The sequence below is a fragment of the Streptomyces sp. NPDC002520 genome (genome assembly GCF_053595235.1).
This window is the reverse complement of the sequence record NZ_JBSFXG010000021.1, coordinates 1-25,133: the sequence shown is the minus strand read 5'-3', so window position 1 is coordinate 25,133 and position 25,133 is coordinate 1. Positions and strand designations below refer to the sequence as shown.

Below are 25,133 nucleotides of genomic sequence, written 5' to 3'. Positions count from 1 at the left end.
CACGTCACCAAGGAGTGAGCACCATGCCCCAGACCGTCCACCCGAGGGAAGACGCACCCGCGCTGGTGCACCCGGGCGTCCTGCGCACGTCGATCAATGTCGAGCCGCTGACCTGCACCATCGGTGCCGAACTGTCCGGTGTGAACCTCGGCGACGCCGCACGCGACGACGACCTGTTCGCCGAGATCAGGCAGCTGCTGCTGCGGTACAAGGTCCTCTTCCTGCGGGACCAGGACATCACCCGCGCCGAGCACGTCGCCTTCGCCTCACGCTTCGGCCCGCTGGAGGACCACCCGGTGCTCGGCAGCGACCCGGACCATCCGGGGCTGGTCCGCATCTACAAGGACCTGGACAGCGAGCCCGAGCACTACGAGAACGCGCTCCACTGCGACGGCACCTGGCGCGAGTGCCCGCCCATGGGAGCCGTCCTGCGCTGCGTGGAGACGCCCGAGGTGGGCGGCGACACGATCTGGATCAACATGGCCGAGGCCTACCGCAGGCTGCCCGAGCACATCAAGAAGCAGATCGCGGGTCTGCGCGCACGGCACAGCATCGAGGCGAGCTTCGGCGCCGTCCTGCCGATGGAGCGGCGGCACGAGTTGAAGGCACAGCACCCGGACGCGGAACACCCGGTGGTGCGCACTCACCCGGAGACCGGCGAGCAGGTCCTCTTCGTGAACTCCTTCACCACGCACTTCGTCAACCACCACACGCCGCAGAACGTGCGATTCGGCCAGGACCACGCGCCCGGCGCCGCCAACCTCCTGACCTACCTGACCAGCCAGGCGGCCGTTCCCGAGTACCAGGTGCGCTGGCGCTGGCGGAAGAACAGCGTGGCCATCTGGGACAACCGCTCCACACAGCACTACGCCGTCCAGGACTACTGGCCCGCCGTACGAAAGATGGAGCGCGCCGGAATCGTCGGTGACAGAACCTTCTGAGCCCCCGCCAGAGACGAGAGAGGTGACGCCGATGGGACTTCACACTGCCGGCACGGCCGTGCCGGGAACGTCTCCTGCCGGGCCGGCCGTATCCCGCGGCTACGCGTGGCTGGTCTTCGCCCTGAGCTTCGGGCTTCTGCTGTCCGACTACATGTCGCGGCAGGTTCTCAATGCCGTGTTTCCGCTGCTGAAGGCGGAGTGGCTGTTGTCCGACGCCCGACTGGGCTCGCTCAGCGGCATCGTGGCGCTGATGGTGGGTGTGCTCACCTTCCCCCTGTCACTCCTGGCGGACCGCTGGGGCCGGGTCAGGAGCCTGGTGATCGCCGCGGTGGTGTGGAGCCTGGCGACCCTGGGCTGCGCGGTGTCCGCGAACTACGGCGAGATGTTCCTGGGCCGGTTCATGGTCGGTGTCGGCGAGGCCGCGTACGGGAGCGTCGGTATCGCGGTGGTCCTCAGCGTCTTCCCGGTCACCCTGCGGGCCACGCTCTCCGGAGCGTTCATCGGGGGAGGCGCCTTCGGATCGGTGCTGGGCGTGTCGATCGGCGGCGTGGCGGCTCAGCATCTGGGCTGGCGCTGGGCGTTCGGCATCATGGGGATCTTCGGGCTGGCGCTGGCCGCGATCTATGCCCTCGTGGTCACGGACAAGAGGCTGGCTCCGGCTTCCGGCGGCCGTGGACGTACGCCGGGTGAACGCACGGCCATCCGGAGGCTGCTGCCCAGGCTGTTCTCGTCGGGCTCGGTGATCTGCGCCTACATCGGCAGCGGACTGCAGATGTTCGTCGCGATGGCCCTGATGGCCTGGGCACCCAGTTTCTTCAATCGCTACTACTCCATGGCTCCCGCGAAGGCGGGCGTGGCCGCCGGGGTGTTCTCGCTGATCATCGGTATCGGCATGATCGGCGGCGGCATCGTCTCCGACCGCCTCAGCCGCAGGAGCGCGGCCCGGAAGTGGACCGTCGCCATCACCTGCAGCCTCGGATCACTCGTCCTGCTCATGACCGGATTCCAGCTGCCGCCCGGCGCGCCGCAACTCGTACTGATCGGCACCGGGGCACTGCTGTGCAATGCCACAGCCGGACCCTCGGCCGCCATGGTGGCGAATCTGACGCCCGCGGCCATCGCCGCGACAGCCATGGCCACGCTCACCCTGGCCAACAGCCTGCTCGGGCTCGCCCCCGGACCCGCCGTGACGGGTATGCTCGCGGACCGCCTCGGCCTGCTCGGAGCACTGCGGGTGATCCCGCTCGTCGCGATCGCGGCCGGCGCCGCGTTCACCATCGGCAGGCTCTTCTACGAAAAGGATCTACGTCGCCTGGGCCTGTTCCTCGACATGCCGCTGGGGACCCTGGAGCCGCAGCCATGAGTCCCTCCGTACCGCCGACGGTCGTGATCGTCCCCGGACTGCGCGATCACGTGCCGGACCACTGGCAGACCATCCTCGCCGACAAGATCACCGACGCCCGTACCGTGCCACCACCGACCCACGGCCGGCTCAGCTGCGACGCCCGGGCCGCCGCCCTGGACGAGGTGCTGTCGGACGTCTCCGGGCCGGTCGTACTGGTCGCCCACAGCGCCGGGGTGATGACCACCGTGCACTGGGCGCGACGCCACCGGCGTCCGGTCAGGGGAGCCCTGCTGGCCGCACCCCCCGACTTCGACACCCCGCTCCCGGAGGGCTACCCCACCCTCGAAGCACTGACCGAGAACGGCTGGACACCCGCACCGCGGACACCACTGCCCTTCCCGAGCATCGTCGCGGCGAGCACGAACGACCCCCTCGCCGACTTCGACCGCGTAGCCGATCTCGCCGCTGCATGGGGCAGCCGCCTGGAGAACCTGGGCCCGGTCGGGCACCTCAACCCCGCCTCGGGGTACGGCGAATGGCCGCGAGCCGAGGAGTTCGTCCGCGAACTCGGCCGGACCCCGCCGGACACGTCGGCCTGATGCCCGACGCCGTCCCCGCCGGCCCGACGCCGTCCCCGCCGGCCCGACGCCGTCCCCGCCGGCCTGATGCCCGACGCCGGTCCCGCCGGCTCCCTCCTGTCCTGTCCGGGGCAGGAGGGAGCCGTGCTCGCCGAGCACGGACCGGACCTCCACCGCACGACCCCGCCCCGGAGGCGCTGATGAACACCGACACCGACCTGCTGTGGTCCCCGAGCCGCTCGACGGCCGAGAACTCCAACGTCGCCGCCTTCATGCGCCGGCTGAACGAGGCGCGGGGACTGTCCTTCCCCGGCTACCCGGAGCTGTGGCGGTGGAGCACCACCGACCTGAGCGCGTTCTGGTCGGCGATATGGGAGTTCTACGGCCTCGACTCCGTCAGCGGCTACGACGACGTGCTGCCCGACCCGTCGATGCCCGGAGCCGCCTGGTTCCCCGGAGCCCGGCTGAACTTCGCCCGGCAATGCTTCACCCGCGCCACGGACGCGCGCCCGGCCCTGATCGCGGTAGCAGAAGGCGGCGTTCCCACGGAGACATCGTGGGAGCAACTCGAGCACGATGTCGCGGCAGTCTCCGCGTCCCTGCGAGACATGGGCGTCGGACCTGGCGACCGCGTGGCCGGCTACCTGCCGAACACGGCCCATGCCGTGGTCGCGCTGCTGGCGACCGCCGCCGTCGGCGCGGTGTGGACGGTGTGCTCGCCGGACTTCGGCACGCCCAGCGTGCTCGCCCGCATGCGGCAGGCACAGCCGACGGTTCTGGTGGCCGCCGACGGCTACTTCTACGGTGGCAAGGAGTTCGACCGGCGTCCCCGGATCGCCGAGATCGCGGACGGACTGCCCACGCTCCGGCACCTGATCGCGGTCGACCACCTTTACACGTCATCCGGCACCTCGTCGTGGTCCCGGCGTCCTGAGGTGGTGCAGCACACCTGGTCCGCACTGCTGGAGAAGCAGGCGGAACTCGACTTCGCCGACGTCCCCTTCGACCATCCGCTGTGGATCCTGTGGTCCTCGGGCACCACCGGTGTGCCCAAGGGCATCGTGCAGGGCCACGGCGGCATCGTCGTCGAGCTGCTCAAGGCACTCGGTCTCGGCGCCGACCTGCGCGGCGACGACCGCTACTTCTTCCACACGTCGACCAGTTGGATGGTGTGGAACTTCATGGTCGGCGGCCTCCTGCACGGCGCCACGATCGTTCTCTACGACGGCAGCCCCACCCACCCCGACATCAACGGCCTGTGGAAGGTCGCCGAGCAGACACGGGCGACGATGGTCGGTGTGGGAGCGGCCTATCTGATCGCCGCGGAGAAGGCGGACGCACACCCTGCGGCCGAAACCGACCTGAGCGCACTGCGATCCGTCCTGCAGACCGGGTCGACCCTTCCCGCGAGCACCTGGCGCTGGGTCTACGAGCGTCTCCCTTCCGGCATGTGGCTCCAGTCGATCTGCGGCGGGACGGACATCTGCTCCGTGCTCGCCGGAGGATCCCCGCTCCTGCCGGTGCGCGTCGGCCGGATCCAGTGCCCCGCGCTCGGTGTCGCCCTCGCCGCCTGGGACTCCTCGGGCCGGCCGGTCACCGGCGAGCAGGGGGAGATGGTGGTGACCTCACCGCTTCCCTCGATGCCCTTGCGTTTCCTCGACGACCCCGGAGACCGGCGGTATCGGGCGAGCTACTTCGACGTCTATCCCGGAGTCTGGCGGCACGGGGACTGGGTCACGGTCGCCCCGGACCTGTCGGTCGCGGTGGGCGGACGCTCGGACTCGACACTCAACCGGATGGGGGTGCGGATGGGGTCCGCCGACATCTACGCCGTCGTCGAGCGACTCCCGCGGATCGCGGACAGCCTTGTCGTCGGTGCCGAACTGCCGGACGGCCGGTACTTCATGCCGCTGTTCGTGGTCCTCGCCGAAGAAGCGACCCTCGACGACGCGCTCCGGAACAGCATCGCCACGTCCATCAGGAGAGAGCTTTCGCCGCGGCACGTACCGGACGCCGTTGTCCCGATCGCCGCCGTACCGCGCACCCTGACCGGAAAGAAGCTGGAGGTGCCCGTCAAGCGCATCATCCAAGGCGCGTCCATCACCGAGGTGAGTGCTGAGGGCGCCATCACCCACCCCGAGATGCTGGCCTGGTTCGCGGACTTCGCGAAGGGGCTTGCGGCCGGACGCTGACACCGCCGTCAGGACAAGGAAGCCGATCTCGTGCGGGTGCCTCTCGCGCCCTTGCGTGAATTCCTGCGGACCGCTCGATGACGATCACTCGGTCCTGATCGGTAACTTGTCTGATCAAGCTAGCGTCCGTGCACATGAGATTCCTTCGAAGAGCAGCAGGTCTAGGCCTTGCGCTGCTCTCCTTCATCTTGTTCTTCTGTGCACAGCCAGCTGCGGCGCACGTGTCACCGCAGCACGCCGAACTCGTCATCGCGACCGAGGACGACACCACCAGTGGGCGGCTGATCGTCCATCGTGACGTGGTGTCACCGCAGAAGGCGGGTGCCTGGGCGTCGCACCTGCTGAGCGCGGGCTGTCCCGCCACCGGCTCCGGAGTCGCCGGGGACGCCGGCGGCGTCCCCGGCGGTGTGGTGATCGAGCTCGCGTGGGGCTGCCACGTCGACAAGCTCGATCTGAGCGCGATGCTGAAGCAGGGCGGGCTGACCCAGGTCGTCGCCGAGTTCGACGGCACCACGGTCAACGCCAACGCGCAGACCCCCGTCGTCGACGCGGCGGGCGCCCACGCGCTTCCCGTCTTCCCGTGGGCAGCGGTGGCCCTCGGTATCGTGCTGGCCGCCGCGCTGCTGCTCGCGGTGTGGCAGATCCGCACCGGGCGGCTCCAGCTCGCCCGGCTGGCCGCCAGGGTGCGCGCCGGCCGCGGGCGGATCAAGCTCGCCGTCGCGGGTGCGGTGACGTTGTCCTTCCTGGTTCCCGAGGCGGCCGTGGCGGCACCGCTCGCCGGGGAAGCGGCGGCGACCACGAACACGGTCACCGTCACGGGCACGGTCTTCGAGGACGCCAACGGCAACGGCAAGCGCGAGCAGGGCGAGGCCGCGATACCCGGTGTCGATGTCACGGACGGCGCCGGCTGGACGACGACCGGCCCCGACGGCTCCTACACCCTGCAGATGGACCCGACCCGCCGGGAGACCGACCTGGTCAGTGTCACCTCCCCGAACGGCTACACCCCCGCGCTGCGCGACGACTCCGTCCCGCAGTTCTTCCACAAGGTCCCGGAGGAGGGCGGCTCCGGCATCGACTTCGCCCTCGTCAAGGACAAGAACGCCGCCAACCCCACCGAGAAGTGGGTGATGAACTCCGACATCGAGGTGTCCAACACCTCGGACGCCGCCGCCCTCAGCGCGGAGAAGTGGTGGCCCAAGCAGGTCGAGGCGATGTCCGAGGTCGACGGCGCCACCATGGCGATCACGACCGGTGACAACACCGTGACCGACTACGCGGCGGAGCCGCGCCGCCAGCGCGGATACGACATCCTGCGCAAGGGCCTGGCCGAGGGCAAGCTCGGCATGCCCTTCTACCCCGTGGTCGGCAACCACGACGTCGGCGGCACCGCGACCTCGAAGGGCTATGGCGGCAGCCTGGAGTACTACCGCCGCAACCTCGGCCCCGAGTGGTACAGCTTCGACCGCAACGGCCGGCACATCGTCGTCCTCGAGGACAACTACGACGCCAGCGGCCTGAAGCCGCAGCTGGAGTGGCTGCGTGAGGACCTCGAGCGCCACGCGGTCGGCAAGCAGGTGCTCGTCTTCGCACACCGGTCCTTGTTCACCGTATGGGGACCCGGCGCCGGCATGCAGCCGACCGTCGACGAGCTGTCCAAGTACGATGTGCGGCTCTTCGCCGCGGGCCACAACCAGCAGGCCGAGTACCGCCGTGGTGCCTTCGACCGCTCGGTCGAGGTCAACAACCAGGGTGAGTACGGCATTGACGGTGCCCGCCCGGACTTCAAGATCCTCGACTTCAAGGGCATCTACGACGACCCGGACACCAAGCGGAACGAGGACACCGGCTACGTCATGGGCACCCATCGCCAGTTCGACGTCCGCAACGCGGTCGCGCTGGTCAGCCCCGCCCAGGGCAGTGTGCACGGCAACAACGCCGGAATCCCCGTCGAGCTGTACACCGAGGACGCCGGGCGCACCCCGGCCACGGCCTCGCTGACCGTTCGCGACTCCCGCGGCCACATCCGCTGGCACGAGGACCGGATGGAGTTCGGCACCGAGGTCCGCAAGACCGGTGTCGAGAACTGCTACACGGCCCCCGGTGGCAGCCCCGAGCCCTGCCCGGCCGCCCGGACCTCCTGGACCCGGGTCAGCGACAACCTCCCCGGCATGCGGCCGGGCACCTACACGGCCGAGATGACCGCACTCGACACACGGGGCAAGGCGTGGCCGACCGTCACCAACACCTTCACGGTGGTGCCCGAAGGCGAGATCGCCGCGCCGAAGACCGGGCAGGACTGGCTGCGTCAGGGCCGCGACGAGGCGGGTCGCTTCGACAGCGACGACGACCCGGGCACCCAGCTCGACCTGCAGTGGGCGGCCAACACCGGCGAGCAGTTCAACCTCAACGGTTCGGTCGTGGTGGACGGCAAGGTGATCGTCTCCTCCAGGGCGTTCGACTCGCCGAACCACATGATGCTGGCCTACGACATCAAGTCCGGCCGCGAGATCTGGCGCACCTACCTGGACGGTGACGCCGAGTCGGCGCCGACCTACCACGACGGCAAGGTCTACCTGACCACCGCCGTCGGCCGGATCTACGCGCTGGACGCCGAGGACGGCCATGTCGTCTGGCAGAAGATCGAGGACGAGCAGCAGCACGGCGACACCGTGCGCCGGTACGGCCGGGCCGGTGGTCCGGTCACCGTCTTCGACCTGAAGGCCGAGCCGCGCACGGTCGCCGTCTACCAGAACTGGAGCAAGATCGAGTGCCGTGACGCCAAGACCGGCGACCTGCTGGGCGGCTTCGGGGGCGCGGCGAGCTGGGGCCAGTTCCACAGCACGGCGGTCCGCCAACCCGGCTCCGACATCGCCTACCTGCACACCGGGTCCAGCAACACCGTGGTCGCCATGGACCTCGCCGGCTGCCGCCAGCTGTGGGCGAAGGACACCGGCGGCGACATCGCCAGCCACTCCTCCCCGGCCCTGACCGACCCGGCCACGGGCGACCCGCAGCTGGTGACGATGACGAACAGCGGCGTCCGCGGGCACAACCTCAGCACCGGTGCGGTGCTGTGGCAGTCCCCGCTGGGCGGCGGCAGCGGCTGCGGCGAGAGCGGCCCCGCCCCGCTGACCAGCCCCGCGATCCGGGGCACCACCGCCTACGTCGCGAGCCGTGACGGCGTCGTCCGCGCCTACGACACCAGCACGGCCGACCCGTCCAAGCCGGTCTGGGAGACCAAGGTCGGCTACCAGCCCGGCAGGAGCCCCGTGGGGTGCACCGGGGACCTCAACTCGCCCGCGATGCACGCCTTGGTCACCAAGGACCGGGTGTACGCGGGCACCCGCGACGGCCGCCTGGTCGTCCTGGACCGCGCCACCGGCAAGCTGCTGACCGAGTACAACCTCGGCGCCGGCGTGACCTCGGCGCTCTCCGTCAGCGGTGACTACGTGTTCGCCCTCACCGACGACGGCACGCTCCACGCACTGGCCGCCCGCCACCTGCGCGAGCACTGATCCACCGTCCGCGAGTCGCCTCCCCCGCCAGGGGAGGCGGCTCGCGGCACTCCACTCCCGACGGGACCACCACTGTGCACACCCTCCGCACCACCCGCACCCACGCCGCCCGACTCCTCCTGATCGGCCTGGCCGCCGCGCTGGCGCTGCTCGGCGCCGCGGGCACGGCCGAGGCGCATCCCTTCGGCACGCCGCCGGTCGCCAAGGTCACGGCCGAAGGCCGCAGCGTCGAGATCGCCTGGTCCGCCCAGCGGAACGACCTGGACGTCCTGCACCAGGCGGCCAAGGGAGACGAGGCGGCCTACCTCGGCTCGCGCGTCACCGTGCACCAGGACGGGCACGAGTGCCGGCGGGGCACGGTGGACACCCTGCGCCTCGCGAGCAAGGGCGCCCTGATCCACTACACCTGCCCCGAACCCGTGGACACGGTCGCCCTCACCATCACCGCGCTGACCGACGTCAACCAGGCCTATCGCACGATCTCGGTGACGGAGAAGGGCGGCGGCGGCCTGCACACGGCGAGCGACCCCACCCATACCCTCGCCCTCGGCAAAGCCGACAGCTCCGCCGCCACCGCGTCCACGGCACCCATGACCGTGTGGACCACAGACCTCGCGGCACTGCTGGACCACGGAGTCGTACTGCCACTGGCCCTTCTCGTCTCGGCGGCGGTGGGCGCCTTCCACGCCTGCGCCCCCGGCCACGGGAAGTCACTCGCGGCCGGGTACCTCGTAGGCGGCCAGGGCAGGGCTCGGGACGCGGTCTGGCTCGGCACCGTCGTGGCCATCATGCACACGGCATCGGTCGCCGTACTCGCCGTCGGCTGGTGGCTCGCCGCCCAGCACGCACCGGACGTCGCAGCGGTCACGAACTGGCTGCAGCTGATCGCAGCCCTGGTCGTGGTCGCCGTGGGCACCGGCCTGCTCCGGCGCCACCTGACCAACCGCGAGCACGGCCACAGCCACGGCCACCACCACGGGCAGGACCACGGCCACCACCACGGGCAGGACCACGATCACCACCACGACCACGATGAACACCACGGCCACAGTCACCACATCCCGACGTCCAAGTCCCTGCTCACCTGGCGCGGCATCCTGCTGCTCGGCACATCCGGCGGGCTGCTCCCCTCCCCGTCGGCGTTCCTCGTCCTTCTCAGCGGACTGCTGACCGGCCGGGTCGGCGCGTCGATCGCGATGGTCGCGGCGTTCGGTGCCGGCATGGCGCTGACCCTGACCGGCGTCGGCCTCGCGGTACTGCGCGGTCGTGACGCGTTCCTCGCCCGAGCGACGAACTCGCCCGCGCTGCGCACCTGGAGCACCCGCATCCCGGTCGTCGCCGCCTGGGCCGTCGTCATCGGCGGCACCGCGGCATCCGCCGTCGCCGCCGGCCGTGTCATCACCTCGTGAACCGGGGTGGGGACGGCGGCGAGCGTGAACGGCCGGTGGTGACACAAGGACAGCGGGTTAGGGTTCGGCCGAGGGAAGTCCGCTCGGTCCCCATGACCTGAGGCAAGGACCGAACACCGCAGTCGCCCCGCGAGGAGGATCCGGATGCTGCAGGCGCTGGGACTGGGGCCGGCCGAGGAGGCCGTCTACACGGCACTGCTGGCCCAACCGACGGCCTCCGCACGGGAACTCGCCCGGCAGACCGGACTCGCGGCGGCCGAGACCGCCCGCGTCCTGGCGGACATGGAGACACGAGGTCTGGTCTCGGCCGGCACCGAAGCCGAGAGGGGGGCACCCGACTCGGCCGACCGCGGGGTCGGCCCCCAGCCCGCCCGTTACCGGCTCACACCGCCCTCGGTGGCCCTGGCCCCGTTCCTGGTCGAGCAGCGCAATGCGCTGCACCAGGCCGAGAGCGCGTTCTCGATCCTCATCGAGCAGTACCGCAGTAGCGCCGTACACTCCGCGGGCGGTGTCGTGGAGGTGGTGGTCGGTGTGGAGCAGGTCGCCCACCGGTTCCATCAACTGGAGCGCGGGGCCCAGCGGGAGCTGCTCCTCTTCCTCGTCGGCGAACCCGTGGCGGTGCCGCGCGAGGACGCCGACATGTCGGAGAGTGTCGCGCTGGACCGCGGAGTCGACTTCCGGGTCGTGGCCGCCAAGGACTACCTCGACGGTCCCGGTGTGGCGAGGGACGTGCGTGCGGCCATCACGGCAGGCCTCGAGCTTCGCCTGGTCGACTCGCTGCCGCTGAAGATGGTCGTCTCGGACCGGGAGCGCGCCATGGTGCCGCTGGACATGGCGGACTCCGGTGGCGAGCCGAGCGCGATCGTGGTGCACCGCAGCGGCCTGCTGACGGCCCTGGTCCATCTCTTCGAGAAGGAATGGGCCCAGGCCCGGCCGCTGCGCACCACCACTACGGGTGTGTGTGCGGAGCCGGCAGCCGATGAGCGGCCGACCACGGGGGAACTGGAAGTCCTGGCCCTGCTGCTGGCAGGCTTCTCCGACCGGCGGGCGGCCTCCCAACTCGGCGTATCCATACGCACGGTGGAGCGCAGGACACGCCGTCTGATGGACCTCGCCGGAGCGGATTCGCGCCTGCAACTCGGGTGGCACGCCGCACGTGCGGGCTGGCTCTGACCTCTTCGGCCTGAGCGCAGAGGAGTCCGCGTCTGCCGGTGCTCACCCCGCGCGGGTCGCCGCCGACCGGCCCTCGAAGCCTCAACGAGCCCACAAGTCAAGTGATCTGACCGCATGACGGAGACCCGTCATGCGGGGAACCCGCCACGCCTGACGTCCCCACGTCATCCGCATGTCTGCCAGGCTGCAGCCCCAACACGGCATGTTCACTGCGGCGACTAGGAGATTCATGCGCCCCATAACCCGCATAGCCTTGGGCGCGGCGACCGCCACCGTCCTGGCCGTCACCGCGGTCACACCTTCCGGAGCGGCGGACACGCCACCTGACGGGACCTCGGGGAAGAGACCCGTCATCGGCGGCCGGACCGCAGCAACGGGCGGTAGACAAGCGACAGTTACCCTCGTCACCGGCGACAAGGTACTGGTGACCACGGACGCGTCCGGCCGCAGCACGGCGGCCGTGCTGCCCCACGAGGACGGCACGCAGCCGACGGTGCAGACCTATCAGATGGGCAAGGACCTCTACGTCTACCCCGATGACGCCTCCCAGGCGATCGCCGAGGGCAAGGTCGACGACCAGCTGTTCAACGTCACCGGGCTCATTCGCCAGGGATACGACGACGCGCACACCGACACGCTGCCGCTGATCGCCACCTACCAGAACAGCGTGAACGTCGCCGCCAGTGCGCCGGCTGCCCCGGCAGGGGCCGAGCGGGGCGTGAGCCTGCCGGCTGTGGACGGCGTCGCCCTCAAGGCCGACAAGGCCGACGCCGCCAGCTTCTGGCAGGACGTCACCAACCCCCGCTCACGTTCGGCCTCTTCGCTGGAAAAGCTCTGGCTGGACGGCAAGGTCGAGGCCACGCTGGACCGGTCCACCAAGCAGGTGCACGCGCCGGAGGCCTGGGCGGAGGGTTACGACGGCAAGGGCACCAAGGTCGCCGTGCTGGACACGGGCGTGGACGCCGAGCACCCGGACCTGGCGGGCCGGGTCGCCGAGTCCAAGAACTTCACGGACTCCAAGACCACCGACGACCTGCAGGGTCACGGCACCCACACCGCCTCCACGGTCGGCGGTTCCGGAGCGGCCAGTGACGGCCTCAAGAAGGGCGTCGCCCCCGGCAGCTCCCTGCTCATCGGCAAGGTCCTCAACGACCAGGGCTACGGCCAGGACTCCTGGATCATCGCGGGTATGCAATGGGCCGTCGACCAGAAGGCCGACGTCGTCTCCATGAGCCTGGGCAACCCCAGGATCGGCGACTGCACCGACCCGATGGCCCAGGCCACCAAGCAGCTCTCGCAGAACACCCACACCCTGTTCGTCGTCGCCGCCGGCAACGCCGGCCCGAACAACGAGACCGTCTCCTCGCCCGGCTGCGTGCCCGGCGTGCTGACCGTCGGTGCCGTCGACCGCGACGACACCACCGCCGGATTCTCCAGCCGCGGTCCCGTGGCCGTCACCCACACCCTCAAGCCCGAGATCGCGGCTCCCGGCGTCGGTATCTCGGCGGCCGGCGCGGGCGGCCGGGGTGTCTACGCCTACCGGACGATGTCCGGAACCTCCATGGCCACCCCGCATGTCGCGGGCGCCGCGGCCATCGTCCGTCAGGCCCACCCCGACTGGACCGCCCAGCAGATCAAGGCCGCCCTGGTCTCCTCCGCCCGCACCGGCGGCCAGGTCGCCGGTGCCGACCAGACCGGCGGCGGCGTCCTCGACGTGTACTCCGCGGTGCGCCAGAAGGTGCTCTCCGCACCCGCCGTCCAGGCCGGCACCTACAACTGGCCGCAGAGCGCGGCGGACCGCACCACCGTGCAGGTGCCCCTCACCAACACCGGCGACACCGACCTCAAGCTGAGTCTGCGGATCAGCGGTGTGCACGGCAACGACGGCAGCGATGTCCACTCCGACATCGTCAAGCCGGCCGAGGGCAAGGTGACCGTCCCCGCGGGGGCCACCGTCCAGGTGCCGCTGCGGATCGACCCCACCGCCCAGCTCAAGGCCGCCCAGTACGGTGCCGTCACCGGCCGGATCCTGGCCACCGGCGACGACGTCCACGTCTCCGTGCCGGTCACGCTCTACGTCCAGCCGGAAACGGTCACCCTTCGGGTCAAGGTCATCGACCGCAACGGCAAGCCCGCGGCCGGCACCTCCTCCCTGGACCTGGCCAGTCTCGACACCGACAAGGGCGAGCGCCGCAGCAACCGGGGCGCGACCGAGCAGACGTACAGCGTGCGTCCGGGCGACTATGCCCTCAGCAGCTTCGTGGGCACGTACGACGCGAACAACAAGCCCGAATCCATCAGCTACCTGGCACGCCCGCAGTTGCGGATCACGCGTGACACCACCGTCGTCCTCGACGCCCGCGAGGCCCACCGGCTGAGCCTGCACACCGACCGACCCTCGACGGTGAACAACACCACCTTCAGCTACGCCCGCTCGTGGGACGACACCTGGCTGCTGAGCGGAACGCTCACGGCCACCGGCGCCGTCGGGAAGTTCTACGCGGACGTCGACGGACGCGCCAAGAACGGCACCTTCGAGTTCCGGCCCACCTGGCGCGCGACGGGCTCCGAGAACGGCTCGTCCTACGTCTACAACCTGTCGTTCCCGACCCAGGGTCCGCTGCAGTCCGACCAGGTCTACAAGCCCAGGGACTCCGAGCTGGCCCAGGTCAAGGAAACGTGGAAGGCCATGGGCAAGGAGGGCGACTACATCGACGCGCTGTTCGTCCGCCCCACCTGGAGCGACAGCGCCTACGTCCCCGTGAGCGCGTACGGCGCGATCCATGTGCCCGTCACCCGTACCGCCTACTACACGACCGGCGACGACGCCTGGTACCACGGCGCGATGACCAGCTTCCCGTTCGCCGCGTTCATGGGCGACCAGGAGCGCACCTACCAGGCCGGACAGCGCGGCGCCGAGGAGTGGTACGGCGGCCCCCTGCGGCCGGCCGCGCCGCGCGACGCCGACGGCAACCTGATGCTGGCCGCCGAGCGGCAGGGCAACCTGATCGGCTTCCAGAACGCACTCTGGGTCGACGGCTCCGGCGACCACTGGTCCTACGGCGGGTCGTTCGGCGACCTCGGCAACCTGGTGCTGAAGCGCAATGGTGAGCAGATCGCCCGGAGGATCGACCCCTACGGCGTGTTCGAGGTGCCGGACGAGGACTCCGCGTACGAGCTCACGCAGAACCTGGAGAAGATCCCGTCCTCCGACCGGAACTGGCTGCGCTCGACCGCCGTCACCACCACCTGGAGCTTCCGCTCCCACCGGGAACCGGACGTCTACTCGCGCGGTCTGCCGATCCTCTTCCCGGCCTACGACCTGCCGGTGGACGGCCTGAACACCCTGCCCGCACAGAGCGGCATCAAGGTCGGCCTGTCGGTCGAGGGCCACGCCGGGTACACCCCCGGCGTTATCAAGTCGGCCTCGCTGTCCTACTCCTACGACGACGGCGCCACCTGGACCCAGGCGCCGATCGAGCAGCAGGACGGCAAGTGGACGGCCGTCCTCGACCACACCGGCGCCTCCGGCAAGCAGGTCACGATGAAGGCCACCTTCACCGACGCCAACGGCAACGCGGTCACCCAGACCGTCAAGCGCGCCTACGACGTGCGGTAACCACATGGTCAGGCCGGGCGGTCTCCCTCAACGGGCGGCCCGCCCGGCCGGCTTGTCCTTGCCTCACCAGGAACTGGTGCCGGGACACCGCTCCTGGCGATACGGAAGCGAGGGCCTCGACCTGACGGTCGGGGTCCTCGTCGCGTTGTCGTACGTGATCGTGATGCCCAGGACTTCGCAGAGGGGCTCCGGTGGCAGCAGCCGCGGGCGACGGCCTCACCTGTCGGTGATCTCGGAGAGCCATGCCGTCTCCTCCGGGCCCGGTGTTTCGGGGCCGGGGGCGGGCAGCCAGCGGACCGTGCCCGTGCGCAGCGCGATCGTGGCCCGTGGCCGCATCGGGCCCTGGCCCCCGCGTGAGAGCAGGACGAGTTCCCAGACCGTCGCCGTCATGGCGTCGAGCCGGGTGGCGCAGTCGGCGCCGACCCGCTGCGGATCCCGGGTCCGGCCCAGGGACAGATGTGGGGTGAAGTTCTCGGCGGGGCCACGACAGCGCGGGAACCGCTGCCGCAGTGTGCGGTGCAGGTCCGCCCACGGTGCCTCGCCGGCCGCCGTCGGGTCGAGCCACACGGTGGAGTACGCCCTGTGCCGGAAGGCGCGCACCCCGTCCAGCCGGGCGGTGAAGACGGGCGTCTCGGCCGCCGCCGCGGCGAGCAGCGGGGCGGCCCGCTCGAAGTCGGATTCCGGCACGAAGCCGAAGAGCACATTGACGTGCGGCGGCCAGCGGTGGATCTGCGGATCGTAGTCCCGGCGGATGTCCTGGATCGGCGGCCACAGCTCCGCAGGCGGGATCCAGGCCACCGCCGTGCGGGCCGTCGGGGACACGTCGAGGACGCCGGCGGGTTCGCCCCGGCCGGAGCTCAGATCCGCTCGCGGGTCCCGCACCCGGCCGGCGCCCGACGTGTCGACGCGGTCCACACCCGTGGCACGGTCCCAGACCACCTCGCCGTCCGCCTCGATGAACACCACCCGGTGCCACGGGATGTCGCCCCCTGGCACGAAGGAGGACAGCGGGACGCGTGTGAAGGCATCCCCGCGCCGGCTGATCCCCAGCACGAACCGGGCCGGGTCGAACCGCGGGTCCCAGCGGACCTGGTGATAGATCTCGTCGCTGGTTCGCATCCCGCCTCCTCTCCCGCGGTCACACCGTCTCCTCCTCCAGGGTGCCGCTCGTCCTGCCCTCGACGTCGCTTCTCGCGCACCGTCACCGGTCAAGTGCGGAGCGTGCGTGAGAAGTGTGGCCCCCGGGGCAAGGGCTGTTCGAGCGCCCTGACGCCGCAGGCGGCGGCCGACATGGTGTCGGCCGCCGCCTGGCGGAACGGATTCAGGTGCGGATGCGTGGAGTGCCCGTGGCGTCAGCCGGTCGCGCTGCCGGAGACCCACTCGGCCCACGGCATGTTCCAGTCGCTGAGGCCGTTGTCCGGGGCCAGCGTGGTGTTGTCGCCGGAGTTCTTGACGATCACGACGTCACCGATCATCGAGTTGTCGAAGAACCACGCGGCGGGCTGCTTGCCGTCGCCGCCGCCCCTGACGTCCTTCAGGCCCACGCAGCCGTGGCTGGTGTTGACCTTGCCGAAGATCGAGTCGGCACCCCAGTAGTTTCCGTGGATGAACGTGCCCGAGTCGGTCAGGCGCATGGCGTGCGGCACGTTCGAGATGTTGTACGCGGGCTTGCCGTCCTTCTTCGTGAGACCGACGGTCGCACCGTTCATGCGGATGTGCTTGAACTTCTCGGAGATGACCATCTGACCGTTGTACGTCGTGTGCTCGGGGCTGCCGGACGAGATCGGGATGGTCCTGATCGTCTTGCCGTCCCGTACGACGGTCATCTGCTTCGTCTTGGCGTCGACGGTGCTGACCTGGCTCCGGCCGATCTTGAACGTGACCGTCTTCTGGACGCCCTGGAGGGTGAGCTTGACGGTGACGGTGGAGCCGGACTGCCAGTAGTTCTCGGGGCGGAAGTCCAGGCGGTTGTCGTTGAACCAATGGCCGACGACCTGCTGCCCGCTGCTGGAGCTGACCTGGATCTTCGACTCCACGGCGGCCTTGTCGCCGATCGCCTTGCCGAAGTTGATCGTCACCGGCATGCCCACGCCGACGGTCGAGCCGTTCTGGGGGGAGAGGTGCCCGATGAAGTTGTTGGCCGGGGAGACCGTGGTGATCGTTTCGTTCCCGGTGGCGGCGCGGCCCTTGGCGTCCTCGGCCTCTGCGGCGACCTGATATCGGGTGGCACGCTCGAGCGAGCCGTTCGGCTTCCAGGACGTGCCGTCCGCGGACAGGGTGCCCGGAGTCTCGGCACCGGTCGCGACGGCGGTCATGGTCACCTTGGTGAGCTTGCCGTTGCTGACAGTGACTTCGACGGGGTCGTTGACTCCGACGTTGTAGGCACCGTGCCCGGTCGTGATCTTTATTCGGGCGTCGGAAACGTCCTGGGCGCCCGCCTGATCTTCCTGCGCCTGGGATTTCGGATGACTCCCGGTGTCGTTGCCGCTGGTGGCAGCGCTGCTGGTACCAGCGAAAGCCGTGAGTGCGAGTACGCCGCCGAGTGCGCCCGCCGTAGCCATCAGCCCGGTTCGTCGCTTACGTACCGTAATCAAACGCTGCTCCCATGTCACTCATCGTTGAATTCCTGGAGCCGGCCACCGAAGGGGTGCAGCCAGCCCTGGAGTCCTATTTATGCACTTATCTTCATCGATGAGGGTAAATTGTGGCGAATTCCACGCGCCGCGCGACCGTCGCAGATCCTCTGCTCGACGGCCGGACGGCGCGAAGTCGATCTGCTCTCGCGGCTCGGTGCCGGCCATGGCGGGGACGCCGCACGGCTGAAGGTCGCCGCCCCGGAAAGTTTTCATCAGCCTCGTCACCGTCTTGTCAGGTTACGTCGATGTCCGCCACGATCTGATCACCGCTTGAACCGGTGACGCGGTGTCCTGGTCGGCAGGCGAGCGAAGGCCTTTCGGCCCAGACGGGGAGCACGAGCCATGGCAGTCAGCGCCGTTGTCGACGTCGACGGAGGGGGCGCCCTCCCCGAAAAGCGCGGCGGCGCAGGCGAGTTCACCCTCTCCGTGGATCTCGGCCGTACCCAAACCGCCGACCGAGGAGCCGGGCCGACGGACACGCAGGTGTGGAACTGGGCGGAGTGCGCGGTGCTGTCGGGGTATGGCCCGGCGGCGTCGAACTTCGCCTGACGGGCGGGACGCGTGGTGCCTGAGGAGCCGGATGGGTCGAGGACCCGGCGCCTGGTGCCTGGTGCCCATGGCTCGGCGGCATCGCCCACCGACCCCCAACCCATGACCGAACCATCGAAAGCGAGATCACAGCCATGGACATGAAACTCGAAGTCGTCATCCTGCCCGTCTCCGACGTGGACCGCGCCAAGGGCTTCTACACGGAGCAGCTCGGCTGGCGTCTCGACGCCGACTTCCCGATCGCCGACGGCTACCGGATCGTGCAGGTGACCCCGCCCGGCTCCGAGTGCTCGATCATCTTCGGGGAGGGCCTCACCCGGCAGGAGGCGGGCACGCTCCACGGCCTCCAGCTGACCGTCACCGACATCGTCGAGGCCCAGGAGGAGCTGACCTCCCGCGGTGTGGAGGTCTCCGGCCCGTTCCGCGACGAGACCGGAGCCTTCCACCACGCCGGCGACTCCCACCGCGTGCCCGGCCCGCACCCCGAGCGGGCCAGTTACGGCACCTTCGCCGCCTTCAAGGACCCCGACGGCAACGAGTGGTTCCTCCAGGAGGTCACCCAGCGCGCCCCCGGCCGCTGAGACCCGGTCCCGGCGCGGCCTCCCTCCGTCGGCCGCGTCCCGGTTCGAGAGTCAGTTCGCGCCCCTGCCACCGGCGGCGCAGCCAGCGGTCGTGGCTCGCCACGACGATCGCGCCGGGACCCGGCCCCAGTGCGGCCTCCAGCTCGTCGCACAGCACGGGCGAGAGGTGGTTGGTCGGCTCGTCGAGCAGCAGCAGCTGGGGCGGACGGGCCACGAGGAGGGCCAGTGCGAGCCGCCGACGCTGGCCCACGGACAGCTGTCCCACCGGTTTGTCCAAGTCCGCCTCGTGCAGGAGGCCGAGCGAGCCCAGCGGCACCTTCTCGGCCCGCTCCGGCCCCAGCGACAGTTCGTAGGTGCCGCGGACCGTGCGGTCGGGCCGGTCGAACGCGGTGTCCTGGGTGAGCAGTCCCACCGTCAGCCCGCGCCGCCGGTGCACCTCACCCTCGGCGGGGAGACCTCCGGCGAGCACGGCGAGCAGCGTCGACTTGCCCGCCCCGTTGCCGCCCGTGACCAGCAGCCGGTCCGTCGCCGACACCTCAAGGCCGTCCAGCGCGAGCCGGCCGGGCACCCGTACGTCGTGCAGGGTCACCAGGGGCTGCGGGCCCTCCTGCGCGGGCGCGGCCGGCTCCCCGGCCGTGAACCGCAGCGGGCGCGGCGGCTCGGTGACCCGGGTGCGCTCCAGCTCCTCCAACCGCCGGGTGGCGTTGCGCACTTGGCGGGAGATCTGGTTCTGCACACGGCCGGCCCGGTGGCCGTAGCCCATCTTCTCGTTGTCGGTGCGACCCCGGTCCGGCGCGACCCGGTGTGCGGTCACGCCCGCCGCGTGCCGCAGCTCGGCCAGTTCGCCCTGTTCCTCGGCGTACCGCCGCTCCCAGCGCTCCCGCTCGGCACGCTTGTGCGACAGGTAGGCGCTGTAGTTGCCGCCGTGGCGGGCGGGGCCGTCCACCGCCGGGTCGAGGTCGATGACGTCGGTGCAGACGGCGTCGAGGAACGCCCGGTCGTGGCCGGCGACCACAACGGCTCCGGGCAGGCCGCGGATCTGCTCCTCCAGGAAGGCGGCGGCGCCGTCGTCGAGGTGGTTGGTCGGCTCGTCCAGCAGCAGCGCCGACGGCCGCCGGACGAGCAGCGCGGCCAGGGCCAGCCGGCCGCGCTGCCCGCCGGAGAGCGAGCCGAGCGGCCGGTCGTGGCCCAGCGCGCCGAGGCCCAGCCCGTCCAGCACCAGGGCGGCACGGCGGTCGGCGTCCCAGGACTCCCGGTCCTGGGCCTGTTCCAGCCGCCTGCCGTAGGCGTCGAGGAGTTGCCGGTGGCAGGGCTCGTCCTCCGGGGTGTGGGCGAGTTCCTCGCCGAGCCGGTCCAGCTCGGCGAGGTCCTCGCGGGCCTCGCGCAGCGCCTCGTCCAGCACCGCGGCGATGGTCGAGCCGACGTCGAACGGCATCTCCTGGTGGAGGAAGCCGAGGTCGGCGGGGCGGGTGACGCTTCCCGCGTCGGGTTCGTCCACGCCGGCGAGCACGCGCAGCAGGGTGGACTTGCCGACGCCGTTCTCCCCGATCAGGCCGATGCGGTGGCCGGGGGAAGCCGTCAGGGAGATGCCGTCGAGGACGCGTCGGCCGCCCAGGTTGCGGACGAGGTCGTGGGCGAGCAGAGCGGGCTGGGACATGGGGAACCTCCGACGTGATCGGTGTCGGGCCCGCGGGGCGCGCTGCCTCGGACGCGGGCCGGTTCACACGTCGGCGGCTCACACCGCGGGGGCTCCCGTCTGCGTGAGCGTTCCGTCGGCCAGCCGCAGCCAGCGGTTCACGCCGATCTCGGCGAGGAACCGCTCGTCGTGGCTGACCACCATGAAGGCGCCCTGATAGGAGTTGAGGGCGCTCTCCAACTGGCCCGCGCTGACCAGGTCGAGGTTGTTGGTCGGCTCGTCGAGCAGCAGCAGATGTGGGGCCGGTTCGGCACACAGCACACAGGCCAGGGTGGCGCGCAGCCGTTCGCCGCCGGAGAGTACCCCGACCGGCAGGTGTGCGCGGGCGCCCCGGAAGAGGAAGCGGGCGAGCAGGTTCATACGCTCCGCCTCGGTCCGCTCGGGGGCGAACGCGGCGAAGTTCTCCGCCACGGTGCGGTCCGGGTCCAGCAGGTCCAGGCGCTGTGAGAGGTAGGCGATCCGGCCGTCGTTGCGCTTGATCTCCCCGCTGTCCAGGGCGAGTTCACCGGTGACCAGCCGCATCAGGGTGGTCTTGCCCGCGCCGTTGGGCCCGGTCAGCGCGATGCGCTCGGGGCCTCGGACGGTCAGGTCCACACCGCCGGCGGCGAACACGGCCTCGCCCCCGAGGTGGACCTGCATCCCCTCGCCGAGAAAGAGGTTGCGTCCGGCGGGCACCCGCGTGTCGGGCAGGTCCAGGGTGATGCGCTGCTCGTCACGCAGCGCGCGTCCGGCCTCGTCGAGCCGGGCCTTGGCCTCGCCGACCCGGGCCGCGTGCATCTGGCCGGCCCGGCCGGCGGACTCCTGCGCGCCGCGCTTCATGTTGCCGGCGAAGATGCGGGGCAGGCCGGCGTTCTTGAGGTTGCGGGCGGCGTTGCTCGCGCGGCGCTCGGCGCGTTCGCGGGCCTGCTGCATCTCCCGCTTCTCGCGCTTCAGCTCCTGCTCGGCGCTGCGGACGTTCTTCTCGGCGACCTCCTGCTCGGCGCGCACGGCCTCCTCGTATTCGGTGAAGTCACCGCCGTAGAAGCGCAGTTCGTCGCCGCTCAGCTCGGCGATGCGTTCCATCCGGTCGAGCAGCGCGCGGTCGTGGCTGACCAGCAGCAGGCAGCCGGCGAAGTCCGTCAGCACGTCGTAGAGCCTGTGCCGGGCCTCCAGGTCGAGGTTGTTGGTGGGTTCGTCCAGCAGCAGCACGTCGGGGCGCTTGAGGAGTTGGGCGGCGAGGCCGAGCGAGACGACCTGGCCGCCGCTGAGCGTGCTCAGGCTGCGGTCGAGGGTGAGGTCCGCGAGGCCCAGGCGGTCGAGCTGGGCGCGGGTGCGCTCCTCGATGTCCCACTCGTCGCCGATGGTGGTGAAGTGCTCCTCGCCGACGTCCCCGGACTCCACGGCGTCGATGGCGCGGATCACCGCATCGACACCGAGCACCTCGGCGACCGTGAGGTTTTTGGTCAGGGGAAGGCTCTGCGGGAGGTAGCCGAGGGTGCCGCCGACGGACACCGAGCCGGTGGCGGGCGTGAGTTCGCCGGCGATCAGCTTGAGCAGGGTGCTCTTGCCGGATCCGTTGGGGGCGACCAGACCCGTGCGGCCGGGGGCCACGGTGAAGGACAGGTCGTGGAAGACCGGGGTGTCGTCGGGCCAGGCGAAGGAGAGGTTCGAGCAGACGATGGACGCGTCGGACATGGAGGTGACCTCGAACGGCTTGAGGGCAGAGAACAGACTTCTGCCCTGGGCAGACGTGGGAAAAGGGGGTACGACGAGACGGACCACGTCGGCAGCGCTCCCGAGCGCCGGCCGGTGGCCGTCAGATCCGGATCTCACCCGGAGATGTCGTCTTCACCCACCACGTCTGTGACTCCTCGATGCACGGTCTACGTCGTCGGCAGCCTAGCAGGCGTTGTCCTCCCGCTCGGTCGGCGGTGCGGCCGGCCGGGCTGATGCGGTCGTGCGTCACCGGCGGGCCGTCAAATGGCCTGACACATCTCTCGCGTGTCCGTCGGTCTCCGTCGGCGCGGCCCCGAGCTGGGCAGGCAGTGGCCGATTCTGATCGCGGGCGGGCCGTCCTTCGTCGTCAGCATCTTCTACGACATCCAGGCCGCGAGCGGCGATCCCTCGCTCGATGTGCTGTCGGTCTACGCCACGGGCGGCGGGGTGTCATCGTTCAGGCGGGCCTGCTCGGCTGGAAGACCCGCCGGCTGCGCACCCGGACCGTCTGACGGCCGTACCCCTTCTGCACCGGCAGGGGCGAACGACAGCGCCGCAGATGGTTGGCCGGCACGGATGAGGTACTCCGCAAGCGCAAGGTCAGGAATTCCACCGGACCGGCAGCTGATGCGGGCCGCGGATGAGCATGCCGTGGCGCCAGGTCAGGGCGGCCGGATGGGCGTCGAGGGCGAGGTCGGGGCAGCGCTCCAGCAGGGCCCGGATCGCGATCCGGGCCTCCAGGCGGGCGAGCGGTGCGCCGAGGCAGTAGTGGATGCCATGGCCGAAGGCGACATGACCGCCTGCGGGCCGCCGGACGTCGAAGCGGCCGGGGTCGGGGAAGCGCGCCGGGTCGTGGTTCGCGTCCGACAGCGCCACAAGGACGAGCTCACCCCCGCCGGGGATGACCGTGGTGCCGATCTCGACCGGCTCGGTGGTGAACCTGAATGTCGGCGTTTCCAGCGGCCCGTCGTAGCGCAGCATCTCCTCGACCGCGTTGTCCATGAGCGTCATGTCCTCGCGGAGTGCGGAGAGTTGGTCGGGATGGGTCAGCAGGGCCAGCACGCCGTTGGAGATCAGATTGACCGTGGTCTCATGCCCCGCGACCAGCAGCAGCCAGGCAGTACCGAGCAGTTCGTCCGCGGACAGCCGGTCGCCGTCCTCGTCGGTGGTCCTGATCAGGGCGCTCATCAGGTCCTGGCTCGGGGCGAGGCGCTTGCGCTCCAGCAACTCGACGAGATACGCGGCCACCTCACCCGTCGCCGCCATCCGCGCCTTCGGGTCCGGGTCGGTGAGGATCGTGCCGGTCCAGGCGCGGAACGCGGCCCGGTCCAGCATCGGGACGCCGAGCAGCTCGCAGATCACCGAGATGGGCAGCGGGAACGAGAGTGCCTCGACCAGATCGGCCCGCCCTTGCGGAAGCGCCGTCATCGCGTCGAGTAACTCGTCGGTGATCTGCCTTACGCGTGGCGCGAGTTGCTCGATCCGGCGCGGAGTGAACTCGCTGACGACCAGCTTGCGCAGCCGCTCATGGTCCGGCGGGTCGGAGTTGAGCATGTGTGGCCCCGCGGACGGGCGGGAGATCGGAAACGAGGGCGATGCGTTCTCCCACCGCTTGGACAACCGAGGATCGACGAGAGCGGCCCGGCCGGCCTCGTACCCGACGACGAGCCACGCCTCCGCACCCTCCGGGATCCGCACCTTGTGCACGGGGCCGCGCTCACGCAGCGCCGAGTAGACCGGATACGGATCGCGGACGAAGTCCTCGCCCATCGCCACCAGATCGATCACTTCGGCTGCCGCCATCGCTTGTCCCCCGTCTCCCGATTCGTCCCGACGCTAGCAGTGGGCGACGCTCGGACGAAGGTCGCATTCAGCCGCACCGGACGGGAAACAACTGCCCGCGCAGCGCGCAGAGTCAGGAGGAGTGAGCCGGCGTGCACCCCTCGACCGGCATGTACAGAGTCGGTCGTATGCGATGGGCGACGCAGCCGCGGTGGGCTCGATGGGTGGCGGCGGCGGCCTGATCCTCGGGGTTTCCTGTGCGCCGGGCCCACCGGCGACGCGGGTCACCTGGGCCACGTCATCGCCGAGCCGGACGGCGAGCCGTGCTCCTGCGGAGCCAGGGGTGCGTGGAGACGGCGGCGGGGCCGGCGATCCTCGCGTGGGCGCTGTGTCACGGTCGGCACACCGAGGGGCCGGGGTGCCGCGACCACGGAGGCGGTCGCGGAATCCGCACCCGCGGGTGACCCCGTCGCACTGGCGGCCTTCGACCGCCCCGCCGGAGCCGTCGCGGTCGCCGTGGGTGCCGCGGGCGCCGTCGCCAACCTCACCGAGGCCCGGCTCGCGGTCATCGGCGGCGGTGCGGCCGCGTCGGCGACGTCCTGGTCCGCCCCCTCCCCTCCTACATGGACAGCGTCACGGGCCTCAGATCCGCGCGCGGCGTCACCGTCCTCCCGGCGGCTCCGGGTGAGGCAGGCCGGCGTACGCAGGTGCCGCGGACCCGGCCCGCCGCCTTCAGGCCCTCCTCGGACGCCGGCCAAGTGCGGGCCGGGAGACATCCCGGCCGGCACTTTCGCGCCGCCGCACCGATCGGGCGATCGGCACCGTTTCCCTGGTCAGCCCATGGCTCCGACCGCGGCGGACGCGCCGGCGAGATCGACTGTTGAAAGGTATTCATGGCCGAGGGTCTATGCATGAAGCCATTCGATAGCTAGCCTGACCGTGCTCTCCTCACCCTGCGAGAGCGCCTCACGGCCGCGTCCGGCGCGGCCTGCTCGTCCCATCGGTCCCGGGGTGTCGTCTGCCGTCGGGACCCGAAGAACCATCGTCACCACGGTGGGGCCTGCCCCGCGACGGCCTCGTTCCGGCCCCGGACCGCCGGCGTCGACCGCCGTCCCGATCGCGCGGCACCGTCTTCCTCGACGGCGCGCCCCCCGAGCCTCATCCCGCAGGAGGAACCACACATGACCGCACACTCCACCCGTCGCCTGGCCGCCGCCGGTGCCGTCGCGGTAGCAGGCGCTCTGCTGCTGACCGCGTGCGGTGACCAGACCAAGGGTGGGAACAGCGGAGGCGGGCAGGCCAAGGGATCCGAGGCTCCGCTCTTCGACAAGCTGCCCCAGTCGGTCCGTGACAAGGGTGAGATCAAGGTCGGCTCGGACATCGCGTACGCCCCGGTCGAGTTCAAGGACTCCTCCGGCA

16 protein-coding genes and 2 pseudogenes are annotated in these 25,133 nt (G+C 70.7%); 13 read left to right on the top strand and 5 right to left on the bottom strand.

All coding sequences use genetic code 11. The features are described from left to right. The first annotated feature begins 23 nt into the window (after positions 1-23). From ACWD5D_RS26560 to ACWD5D_RS26525, 8 genes are all read left to right on the top strand, one after another. Entirely contained in the window at positions 24-941 is a 918-nt protein-coding gene (locus ACWD5D_RS26560; RefSeq protein ID WP_451375257.1) for a TauD/TfdA dioxygenase family protein, read from the top strand. Between the two features lie 31 nt (positions 942-972). Beyond that, positions 973-2,304 (top strand): MFS transporter, encoded by a 1,332-nt coding sequence (locus ACWD5D_RS26555; RefSeq protein WP_451375256.1) that lies wholly within the window; start codon positions 973-975, stop codon positions 2,302-2,304. Then, a complete protein-coding gene (locus ACWD5D_RS26550; protein ID WP_451375255.1) occupies positions 2,301-2,885 on the top strand; it encodes an RBBP9/YdeN family alpha/beta hydrolase in 585 nt (194 codons plus the stop codon). The genes ACWD5D_RS26555 and ACWD5D_RS26550 overlap by 4 nt, the downstream gene beginning before the upstream one ends. Positions 2,886-3,064: 179 nt before the next feature. After that, complete coding sequence (locus tag ACWD5D_RS26545; RefSeq protein WP_451375254.1) at positions 3,065-5,056, top strand: acetoacetate--CoA ligase; 1,992 nt, start codon at positions 3,065-3,067, stop codon at positions 5,054-5,056. Between the two features lie 221 nt (positions 5,057-5,277). Beyond that, positions 5,278-8,574, top strand: coding sequence for an outer membrane protein assembly factor BamB family protein (locus ACWD5D_RS26540; protein ID WP_451375253.1), 3,297 nt, complete (start codon positions 5,278-5,280; stop codon positions 8,572-8,574). A 74-nt stretch (positions 8,575-8,648) separates the two neighbouring features. Next, positions 8,649-9,983 (top strand): hypothetical protein, encoded by a 1,335-nt coding sequence (locus tag ACWD5D_RS26535; protein WP_451375252.1) that lies wholly within the window; start codon positions 8,649-8,651, stop codon positions 9,981-9,983. A 144-nt stretch (positions 9,984-10,127) separates the two neighbouring features. Continuing rightward, the gene (locus tag ACWD5D_RS26530) at positions 10,128-11,156 is read left to right on the top strand and encodes a helix-turn-helix domain-containing protein (protein ID WP_451375251.1); all 1,029 of its coding nucleotides are present in this window, start codon (positions 10,128-10,130) and stop codon (positions 11,154-11,156) included. A 229-nt stretch (positions 11,157-11,385) separates the two neighbouring features. Next, positions 11,386-14,775 carry a S8 family peptidase gene (locus ACWD5D_RS26525; protein ID WP_451375250.1) on the top strand — a complete coding sequence of 1,130 codons (3,390 nt, stop codon included), beginning with the start codon at positions 11,386-11,388 and terminating at the stop codon, positions 14,773-14,775. A gap of 216 nt (positions 14,776-14,991) precedes the next feature. On the opposite strand, the gene ACWD5D_RS26520 is transcribed toward ACWD5D_RS26525, so the two are convergent. Both ACWD5D_RS26520 and ACWD5D_RS26515 read right to left on the bottom strand, forming a co-directional pair. Beyond that, the gene (locus tag ACWD5D_RS26520; protein WP_451375249.1) at positions 14,992-15,894 is read right to left on the bottom strand and encodes an RNA repair domain-containing protein; all 903 of its coding nucleotides are present in this window, start codon (positions 15,892-15,894) and stop codon (positions 14,992-14,994) included. Between the two features lie 233 nt (positions 15,895-16,127). Continuing rightward, positions 16,128-17,336: an Ig-like domain-containing protein gene (locus tag ACWD5D_RS26515; RefSeq protein ID WP_451375248.1), complete on the bottom strand. Its 1,209-nt coding sequence runs from the start codon at positions 17,334-17,336 to the stop codon at positions 16,128-16,130. Between the two features lie 417 nt (positions 17,337-17,753). Here ACWD5D_RS26515 and ACWD5D_RS26510 point away from each other — a divergent pair, with 417 nt between their 5' ends. Continuing rightward, positions 17,754-17,960, top strand: coding sequence for a hypothetical protein (locus tag ACWD5D_RS26510; RefSeq protein WP_451375247.1), 207 nt, complete (start codon positions 17,754-17,756; stop codon positions 17,958-17,960). Positions 17,961-18,094: 134 nt separating this feature from the next. Next, on the top strand, positions 18,095-18,541 hold the full coding sequence (locus ACWD5D_RS26505) for a VOC family protein (protein WP_451375246.1): 447 nt from the start codon (positions 18,095-18,097) through the stop codon (positions 18,539-18,541). On the opposite strand, the gene ACWD5D_RS26500 is transcribed toward ACWD5D_RS26505, so the two are convergent. Together ACWD5D_RS26500 and abc-f are read right to left on the bottom strand one after the other, a co-directional pair. After that, on the bottom strand, positions 18,516-20,198 hold the full coding sequence (locus ACWD5D_RS26500; RefSeq protein WP_451375245.1) for an ABC-F family ATP-binding cassette domain-containing protein: 1,683 nt from the start codon (positions 20,196-20,198) through the stop codon (positions 18,516-18,518). The genes ACWD5D_RS26505 and ACWD5D_RS26500 overlap by 26 nt on opposite strands. Positions 20,199-20,276: 78 nt before the next feature. Beyond that, positions 20,277-21,911 (bottom strand): ribosomal protection-like ABC-F family protein, encoded by a 1,635-nt coding sequence (gene abc-f / locus ACWD5D_RS26495; RefSeq protein ID WP_451375244.1) that lies wholly within the window; start codon positions 21,909-21,911, stop codon positions 20,277-20,279. Between the two features lie 300 nt (positions 21,912-22,211). On the opposite strand from abc-f, the pseudogene ACWD5D_RS26490 reads away from it, so the two are divergent. Next, positions 22,212-22,444, top strand: a pseudogene (locus tag ACWD5D_RS26490) (DUF308 domain-containing protein); the annotation flags it as partial. Positions 22,445-22,532: 88 nt separating this feature from the next. On the opposite strand, the gene ACWD5D_RS26485 reads toward ACWD5D_RS26490, so the two are convergent. Further along, positions 22,533-23,735, bottom strand: a complete 1,203-nt coding sequence (locus ACWD5D_RS26485; RefSeq protein ID WP_451375243.1) for a cytochrome P450 family protein — start codon at positions 23,733-23,735, stop codon at positions 22,533-22,535. Between ACWD5D_RS26485 and ACWD5D_RS26480 the strand changes: the two genes are divergently transcribed. Together ACWD5D_RS26480 and ACWD5D_RS26475 are read left to right on the top strand one after the other, a co-directional pair. After that, on the top strand, positions 23,634-24,629 hold the full coding sequence (locus tag ACWD5D_RS26480) for an ROK family protein (RefSeq protein ID WP_451375242.1): 996 nt from the start codon (positions 23,634-23,636) through the stop codon (positions 24,627-24,629). The two genes, ACWD5D_RS26485 and ACWD5D_RS26480, sit on opposite strands and share 102 nt — an antisense overlap. A 266-nt stretch (positions 24,630-24,895) precedes the next feature. Further along, positions 24,896-25,133, top strand: a pseudogene (locus ACWD5D_RS26475) (ABC transporter substrate-binding protein); the annotation flags it as partial.

Coding starts and splice junctions, on each gene's coding strand:
- ACWD5D_RS26560 (WP_451375257.1), top strand. CDS start 24: ATGCCCCAGACCGTCCACCCGAGGGAAGACGCACCCGCGCTGGTGCAC.
- ACWD5D_RS26555 (WP_451375256.1), top strand. CDS start 973: ATGGGACTTCACACTGCCGGCACGGCCGTGCCGGGAACGTCTCCTGCC.
- ACWD5D_RS26550 (WP_451375255.1), top strand. CDS start 2,301: ATGAGTCCCTCCGTACCGCCGACGGTCGTGATCGTCCCCGGACTGCGC.
- ACWD5D_RS26545 (WP_451375254.1), top strand. CDS start 3,065: ATGAACACCGACACCGACCTGCTGTGGTCCCCGAGCCGCTCGACGGCC.
- ACWD5D_RS26530 (WP_451375251.1), top strand. CDS start 10,128: ATGCTGCAGGCGCTGGGACTGGGGCCGGCCGAGGAGGCCGTCTACACG.
- ACWD5D_RS26525 (WP_451375250.1), top strand. CDS start 11,386: ATGCGCCCCATAACCCGCATAGCCTTGGGCGCGGCGACCGCCACCGTC.
- ACWD5D_RS26520 (WP_451375249.1), bottom strand. CDS start 15,894: ATGCGAACCAGCGACGAGATCTATCACCAGGTCCGCTGGGACCCGCGG.
- ACWD5D_RS26515 (WP_451375248.1), bottom strand. CDS start 17,336: ATGGCTACGGCGGGCGCACTCGGCGGCGTACTCGCACTCACGGCTTTC.
- ACWD5D_RS26510 (WP_451375247.1), top strand. CDS start 17,754: ATGGCAGTCAGCGCCGTTGTCGACGTCGACGGAGGGGGCGCCCTCCCC.
- ACWD5D_RS26505 (WP_451375246.1), top strand. CDS start 18,095: ATGGACATGAAACTCGAAGTCGTCATCCTGCCCGTCTCCGACGTGGAC.
- ACWD5D_RS26500 (WP_451375245.1), bottom strand. CDS start 20,198: ATGTCCCAGCCCGCTCTGCTCGCCCACGACCTCGTCCGCAACCTGGGC.
- abc-f (WP_451375244.1), bottom strand. CDS start 21,911: ATGTCCGACGCGTCCATCGTCTGCTCGAACCTCTCCTTCGCCTGGCCC.
- ACWD5D_RS26485 (WP_451375243.1), bottom strand. CDS start 23,735: ATGGCGGCAGCCGAAGTGATCGATCTGGTGGCGATGGGCGAGGACTTC.